Origin of the sequence: Streptomyces roseolus, assembly GCF_014649855.1 — a bacterium.
GTDB classification, from domain to species: domain Bacteria; phylum Actinomycetota; class Actinomycetes; order Streptomycetales; family Streptomycetaceae; genus Streptomyces; species Streptomyces roseolus.
In genome coordinates this window covers 44,877-51,662 of the sequence record NZ_BMTV01000021.1, presented here as the reverse complement: position 1 = coordinate 51,662, position 6,786 = coordinate 44,877, and the positions used below count along the sequence as shown (strand labels likewise).

The window sequence follows — 6,786 nt, the reverse complement described above, 5'->3', positions numbered from 1 at the left end:
ATGAGAATCGTCCCCTCGACCGGTGCGCAGCCGCACCGCCTCCTCGCATGGTGCCACTCCCGCACACGCGCGTGCAGGCGCTCTGCACCCGTTCGGCCCCCAGAAATCCCCGATCGGTAGGTTGGGACCCATGCGAGCTGTGGTGCAGAGGGTGGACGGCGCGAAGGTCGTCGTCGCAGGGGAGACGGTCGGCGAGATCACCGGCGAGGGGCTGTGCGTCCTGGTGGGGGTCACCCACGACGACACCCCCGAGCAGGCCGCCCGATTGGCGAGAAAGCTCTGGTCCGTCCGGGTGCTGGAGGACGAGAAGTCCTGCTCCGACGTGGCCGCGCCGCTCCTGGTGATCTCCCAGTTCACGCTCTACGGCGACGCCCGCAAGGGCCGCCGCCCCACCTGGAACGCCGCCGCCCCCGGCCCCGTCGCCGAACCCCTCGTCGACGAGGTCGTCGCCCAGCTGCGGAAGCTGGGCGCGCACGTGGAGACGGGCCGCTTCGGAGCCGACATGCGCGTCAGCCTCACGAACCACGGCCCGTTCACGGTCCTGCTGGAGGTCTGAACCCCTACGGCTCGACGACGGTCTCCTGCGCGGCGGCCGTCGTCCCCGCCACCAGCGGCGCGTCCACCGGCACGTTCCGCTTCACCAGCGCCAGGGCGATCGGCCCCAGCTCGTGGTGGCGGACGGCCGTCGTCACGAAACCGAGCTGACGCCCGTCCGGCCCGTCGGTCGCGAGCCGCAGCGGCGTACCGTGCGCGGGCAGGGCCACCTCGCTGCCGTCCAGGTGCAGGAAGACGAGCCGGCGCGGCGGCTTCCCCAGGTTCTGCACCCGGGCGACCGTCTCCTGCCCCCGGTAGCAGCCCTTCTGCAGGTGCACGGCCGTGCCGATGAGCCCGACCTCGTGCGGGATCGTCCGGTGGTCGGTCTCGAAACCGAGCCGCGGCCGGTGCCCCTCCACCCGCAGCGCCTCGTACGCGAGGACGCCCGCGGCCGGCCCGTGCGCCCCCGCGAAGGACTCCAGCTCCGCGCGCGGCAGGAACAGGTCGCGCCCGTACGCCGTCTCCCGCACGACGACGCCCTCGGGCGTCTCCGCGGTGGACCCGGCCGGCAGGTGCACGACGGCGAACCCGTCCGTCCGGTCGGCGACCTCGACCCGGTAGAAGAACTTCATCGACTCCAGGTAGGCGATCAGCTCGCCCTGCGTCCCCGGCTCGACGTGCGCCCACACCGTCTCGCCGTCGTCGACGAGGGAGAGGGCGTGCTCGATGTGCCCGTTGGCGGAGAGGATCAGCGCCTCCGTGGCCCGACCGGCCGGAAGCTCGCTGACGTGCTGGGTGAGCAGCAGGTGCAGCCAGCTCAGCCGGTCGTCGCCGGTGACGGTGACGACCCCCCGGTGCGAGAGGTCGACGAACCCCGCCCCGTCGGCGAGGGAGCGCTGCTCACGGAACAGGTCGCCGTAGTGCGCGGCGACGCCTTCGTCACGGCCTTCGGCGGGAACGGCGCCGGGCAGGGACAGCAAAGGGCTCTTCATGGGAAAAGCCTACGACTCCACCGTCAGGACTCCGCGGCGGCGGCCTTCCGCGCGCAGTCCGCGCACCGCCCGAAGATCGCGAAGTGCTTCATGTCGGTCTCGAAACCGAAGGTCTCGCGCAGCTTCCCGGTGAACCCGGCGGCCACCTCGACGTCCGCCTCGATGACCTCCGAGCAGTCCCGGCACACGAGGTGCAGATGGTGGTGCCGGTCCGCCAGGTGGTACGTCGGGGCCCCGTGCCCCAGGTGCGCGTGGCTGACCAGCCCGAGCTCCTCCAGGAGCTCCAGGGTCCGGTACACGGTGGAGATGTTCACCCCGGAGGCGGTCTTCCGCACCTCGACGAGGATGTCGTCCGGCGTGGCGTGCTCCAGCACGTCCACCGCCTCCAGGACAAGCTGCCGCTGCGGCGTCAGCCGGTAACCGCGCTGCCGCAGATCGCTCTTCCAATCGGTGCTCACCACGCCCCCCAGTGTAAGAGGGCGCGGCGGCCGGCCGGAGGTCCCGCGGGGGCCTACTTGAAGAAGGCGATGCCGTCGTCGGGCATGTCGGGGAGGTTGCGCGCCATCTCGGCGACCTCCTCGGGCGTGACGACCTTCTTCAGGTGGGCGGACATGTAGGGACGGAGCGGGACCTCGGGGGTCGCCTTCTCGCCGACCCACATGAGGTCGCTCTTCACGTAGCCGTACAGGCGCTTGCCGCCGGAGTACGGGCCGGAGGCCGCGGTGCGGGCCACGGCGTCCGTCGCCAGGTCGATCTGCGGCTTCTGGTCGGCGAGCTCGCCGTACCAGACCTCGACGACGCCGTCGTCGCGGACCATCACGACCTCGACCTTGCGGTCCTTGTCGATCCGCCAGAAGCCGCTCTCGCTCTCCAGCGGGCGGACCTTGTTGCCCTCCGCGTCGAGCACCCAGGAGTGCGAGTGGTACTCCAGGAAGTCCCGGCCGTCGTGGCTGAACGTCACGGACTGGCCGAAGTTGCACTTCTCGGCGCCGGGGAAGTCGGACACGCCGGCGCCCTCCCAGGTCCCGAGGAGGAACGCGAGCGGGACGAGGTCCGGGTTGAGGTCGGACGGGATCTGGATCATGAGCGACTCAGACGATCTGTGAAGGGGGCCGGGTGAAAGGGGAGGGACCGAGGGGTCAGCGCTGACCCTGGTACAGCTTCTTCACGGCCAGACCGGTGAAGGCGAGCACGCCGACGGCGACCAGGACCAGCAGGGTCTCGAAGAAAATGATCACGGGGTGCTCCTCGGCTGAGCGGTGAAGGCGGAACGGACCGGATCCCAGCTTAGTGGGCGGGGGCCCGGCCCACGCGGTGAGGTGGGTCTCCCCGGCGATCAAGCACCGGGACGGACCCGGCACTACAGTTCGGTCCATGGCGAAGAAGCTCGTGATCAAGGTGACCACCGGGGCCGACGCCCCGGAACGCTGCTCCCAGGCCTTCACCGTGGCGGCCGTCGCCGTCGCCAGCGGCGTCGACGTGTCGCTGTGGCTGACCGGCGAGTCCTCGTGGTTCGCCCTCCCGGGCAAGGCGGCCGAGTTCGAACTGCCGCACGCCGCCCCGCTGCCGGACCTCGTCGACTCGATCCTGGCGACCGGCCGGATCACCCTGTGCACCCAGTGCGCGGCCCGCCGCGAGATCACCGAGCAGGACGTCCTGCCGGGCGTCCGCATCGCCGGCGCGCAGGTCTTCGTCCAGGAAGCGACGGCCGACGGCGCCCAGGCCCTCGTCTACTGACCCGGGGCCGATCCGGCCCTACCGGTCCCGGCGCCTCCTGCCGTCGAGCTCGTCCCACCACTCGTCCGACTGCGGATCCCCGGACGGATCGTCCCACCACCGGTCCTCCGGCCCCCGCCGGTTCGCCACCATCGCCGCGACCGGCGGAATGACCATGGCGACCACGCACATCCCGATGGCCACCGGCATGGAGAACAGGCGCACGACGGCCCAGGCGCCCACGAAGAGCAGCAGGCAGGCGCCCATCATCCAGAAGTAGACACGCCGACGCCGTGCGTACACCCCTCCAGCCTACGACCGGCCCCCTGCTCCCGGACAGACCCTGGTGATGGCGTCCAACCGTCCCTCGGCACCGGAACGGACGTGTTCCCGGCGGGCTGCCCCGAACGGTGCTGGGCGGCCTGGAGCGCTGTCGGCGTCCGTCGGCGGGGCGCATCCCGTGCGCCGTCCTCCGGACCGTCGGCGGTCCTCTGCGCGCGAAGGGAACCGGGACCGCTGTCGTACGCGGCCGGGCGATGGGTCTCCGTGCCGGCCCGGCAGTGCGCATCGACGCGCGACCGCCCGGCCTCTTCCGTCTTCCCGCGGGGTACGGCCTTCTCTGCCCTGCGCCGCGCGCCCAGCCCCTGGCCGCGCCTCCCGATCACGATGGCCGAAGCCTCGTGCCGGGACGTCTTCACTCGTGTCGTACTCGTACTCCGCCGCCAGTGCTGCGCGCCCCACCGAGTGGTGTACGCGGGATCCACCGCGATCACCACAAGGTCGGCCCGATGGGCCATCACCACGAGCCGGGACAGGAAACGCCCGTACGGAATGCCTGCCACAGACGAACGGAAACGCCGCCCGGCCCGTCCTGACCATCCACAACGCTCCCGGCCGGCGCCGAACGCCAGGTCTTCGACGACCAGGGCTGTCGCACCGGTCCTCCTGGCCAGCCTGATGAGTTCGCTGCACAGGTGCCTCACCCGCGCATCGCGACGAGACGCCGTGCCGTGCTGAACGGCGTCGAGCCGGCTCGGCCGCCCCACCGGGTTCCCGTGCGCGTCCAGACGCCAGACGGCAAGGTGGTCCACGTTCTGGTCGATCCCCAGCACCCCGCCGGACAGCGCCGACGCCATCGGCGACTCGTCGTTCGAACCCATCGGCGGACGGGCTTCCGCCGGGGTGAACGAAGCGGCCAGATAACAGCGGCCACCCTCGAACCGGACGGTGTAGCCGACCGCCCGGTGCGCCTCGACCTGCGCCCGCCACTCCTCTGCCCGGTAGGCGAACCGACAGCGGGCGTCCAGGGTGTAACGGCCGAAGCGGTCGCAGTGCTCCCGGTGTCGCTCGGCAAGCGTCGGTGGAAGCTTCACCACGACGGCGCCGTCCGGTCCGACCCTCAGGGACTGGTTCCCGTAGGTCTTCCCGGCCTCGCCGTCGGCCTCGATCCGGTTCCGCGCCTCCCACCAGCGGTCCCGCCACTCCTCCAACGACCGCCCTGATCGGTCCAGATGCAGGCGGTCGCGCAGGAGAGCCTTGCTCCCGCGTACGACGTGCACCCGCCCCGCCGAGGCGTCAGCGGCGACCTCGGCCGCTCGCGCCCGAAGGATCTGGAGGCGCTGCTGCTTGGCAGCCCGCACGCGCCGCGTCGGATAGCCCTTGGCGCGTGTGGCTTCGTCGCGCCCGCCGACCGGCGTGGAGAGCCGCTGCTCGATCGCCTTGATCTCGGCGGCGAGCTGCTTGATGTGGGCCGCCTGCGCCCGTCGGGCCAGCTCCCATTGGTCGTTCGAACCGCGAGTGATCGTGCCCGCCCACCGGGAGGACGTGAGGGCCGTCAGCTCGCGTTTGCGACGGGCGAAGTCAGCGACGGTGTGCCGATCGCCCAGGGCCACCCGCTCGGCCAGATCGCGGGCAGCGAGCCGGGAAAGACACTCCGCGAGCTCACGAAGGATCACTGCGTCACGGTCGGACAACCGCAGCCTCGTCCGCACGGTCAGCGCCCCGGCCGGGGTGACCACACGCGGGAGAGAGAGCATTCTCAGCCCGGATGCCGCACGCTCGGCCGAATCCCCGGACAGGAAACGGCACGAAGGGCCGTGCCTCGTTGCTCGGCAGCGTCCAACCCCCGAGAGGCACGGCCCTCCGGCCGTCTGTGGTGTGACGGGTCAGACCGCGATGGCCACGTCCGTCAGGCTGCCCGTCTCGGTGACGACGACCTTGCGGTCGGCCTGGGCGCCGGGGACGAGGGCGCGGAGGGTCCACTCGCCGGTGGCCGCGTAGAAGCGGAACTGGCCGGTGGCGGAGGTGGGGACCTCGGCCGTGAACTCGCCGGAGGCGTCCAGGAGGCGGACGTAACCGGTGACGGGCTCGCCGTCCTTGGTCACCTGGCCCTGGATGGCCGTCTCACCGGGCTTGAGGGTGCTGACGTCGGGGCCGCCGATCGGTGCTCCACACATGTTCTCTGTCCTGTCCTAGAGGGGAGGGAAGGTCGCGCGACCCGGTCCTACTTGTTGGCGCCGAGCTCGATCGGCACGCCGACGAGGGAGCCGTACTCGGTCCACGAGCCGTCGTAGTTCTTGACGTTCGGGACCTCGAGGAGCTCGTGCAGGACGAACCAGGTGAGGGCGGAACGCTCGCCGATGCGGCAGTAGGCGACGGTGTCCTTCGCCAGGTCGACCTGCTCGGCCTCGTAGAGGGCCTTCAGGTCCTCGTCGGACTTGAAGGTGCCGTCGTCGTTGGCGTTCTTCGACCAGGGGATGTTGCGGGCGGACGGGACGTGGCCCGGGCGCTGCGACTGCTCCTGCGGGAGGTGGGCCGGGGCGAGCAGCTTGCCGGAGAACTCGTCGGGCGAGCGGACGTCGACCAGGTTCTGGGTGCCGATGGCGGCCACGACGTCGTCGCGGAAGGCGCGGATGGAGAGGTCCTGGGCCTGGGCCTTGTACTCGGTGGCCGGGCGGTTCGGGACCTCGGAGCCGTCGACGAGGTCGCGGGAGTCGAGCTCCCACTTCTTGCGGCCGCCGTCGAGGAGCTTGACGTCCTGGTGGCCGTACAGCTTGAAGTACCAGTAGGCGTACGAGGCGAACCAGTTGTTGTTGCCGCCGTAGAGGACGACCGTGGTGTCGTTGGCGATGCCCTTGGCCGAGAGGAGCTTCTCGAAGCCCTCCTGGTCGATGAAGTCACGGCGGACCGGGTCCTGGAGGTCCTTGGTCCAGTCGATCCGGATGGCGTTGCGGATGTGGTTCTTGTCGTAGGCGGCGGTGTCCTCGTCGACCTCGACGATCGCGACGGCCGGGTTGTCGAGGTTGGCCTCGACCCAGTCCGCGTCGACCAGTACGTCGCTGCGAGCCATGTCTGTTCTCCTCCGGGGCAGTGTGCGGCGGTGTGGTGCGGGGGTGGTGCTGCATGTGCGGGTGCGCGTCGGGTGGGGTTGCGCCCGACGGCGTCGTGCTGCGCGGTGCGGCCTCGACCTCGGGGGTCGGCGGACCGTGGGGAATACGGGCGCGGAGCGCGTCCCGCTCAGACGGAGCGACAGAGCATGGCGGCG

The 6,786-nt window shown here is 71.1% G+C and carries 9 protein-coding genes; 2 read left to right on the top strand and 7 right to left on the bottom strand.

The genetic code is table 11. The features are described from left to right. Window positions 1-130 precede the first annotated feature (130 nt). A complete protein-coding gene (gene dtd, locus IE245_RS23890; protein WP_189950945.1) occupies window positions 131-556 on the top strand; it encodes a D-aminoacyl-tRNA deacylase in 426 nt (141 codons plus the stop codon). Window positions 557-560: 4 nt separating this feature from the next. Here the strand turns inward: dtd and ygfZ are convergent, their stop codons facing one another. From ygfZ to IE245_RS23875, 3 genes are read right to left on the bottom strand one after another with little or no spacing between them, the layout of a single operon-like run. Beyond that, entirely contained in the window at window positions 561-1,526 is a 966-nt protein-coding gene (ygfZ, locus tag IE245_RS23885) for a CAF17-like 4Fe-4S cluster assembly/insertion protein YgfZ (protein WP_189950943.1), read from the bottom strand. Window positions 1,527-1,549: 23 nt separating this feature from the next. Further along, window positions 1,550-1,987, bottom strand: a complete 438-nt coding sequence (locus IE245_RS23880; RefSeq protein WP_189950941.1) for a Fur family transcriptional regulator — start codon at window positions 1,985-1,987, stop codon at window positions 1,550-1,552. A gap of 50 nt (window positions 1,988-2,037) precedes the next feature. Further along, window positions 2,038-2,610: a heme-binding beta-barrel domain-containing protein gene (locus IE245_RS23875; protein WP_189950939.1), complete on the bottom strand. Its 573-nt coding sequence runs from the start codon at window positions 2,608-2,610 to the stop codon at window positions 2,038-2,040. Window positions 2,611-2,900: 290 nt separating this feature from the next. Between IE245_RS23875 and IE245_RS23870 the strand changes: the two genes are divergently transcribed. Continuing rightward, window positions 2,901-3,263 (top strand): DsrE family protein, encoded by a 363-nt coding sequence (locus IE245_RS23870; protein WP_189950937.1) that lies wholly within the window; start codon window positions 2,901-2,903, stop codon window positions 3,261-3,263. Window positions 3,264-3,281: 18 nt separating this feature from the next. On the opposite strand, the gene IE245_RS23865 is transcribed toward IE245_RS23870, so the two are convergent. The 4 genes from IE245_RS23865 to IE245_RS23850 all read right to left on the bottom strand — a co-directional run bounded on the left by IE245_RS23865 (window position 3,282) and on the right by IE245_RS23850 (window position 6,591). Further along, window positions 3,282-3,545, bottom strand: a complete 264-nt coding sequence (locus IE245_RS23865; RefSeq protein WP_189950935.1) for a DUF3099 domain-containing protein — start codon at window positions 3,543-3,545, stop codon at window positions 3,282-3,284. Next, window positions 3,509-5,197: a transposase gene (locus IE245_RS23860; protein WP_189950933.1), complete on the bottom strand. Its 1,689-nt coding sequence runs from the start codon at window positions 5,195-5,197 to the stop codon at window positions 3,509-3,511. Before IE245_RS23860 ends, IE245_RS23865 begins: the two co-directional genes overlap by 37 nt. Before the next feature lie 210 nt (window positions 5,198-5,407). Continuing rightward, window positions 5,408-5,698 (bottom strand): DUF1416 domain-containing protein, encoded by a 291-nt coding sequence (locus IE245_RS23855; RefSeq protein ID WP_030495528.1) that lies wholly within the window; start codon window positions 5,696-5,698, stop codon window positions 5,408-5,410. Between the two features lie 47 nt (window positions 5,699-5,745). After that, window positions 5,746-6,591: a sulfurtransferase gene (locus IE245_RS23850; RefSeq protein WP_189950931.1), complete on the bottom strand. Its 846-nt coding sequence runs from the start codon at window positions 6,589-6,591 to the stop codon at window positions 5,746-5,748. Window positions 6,592-6,786 lie beyond the last annotated feature (195 nt).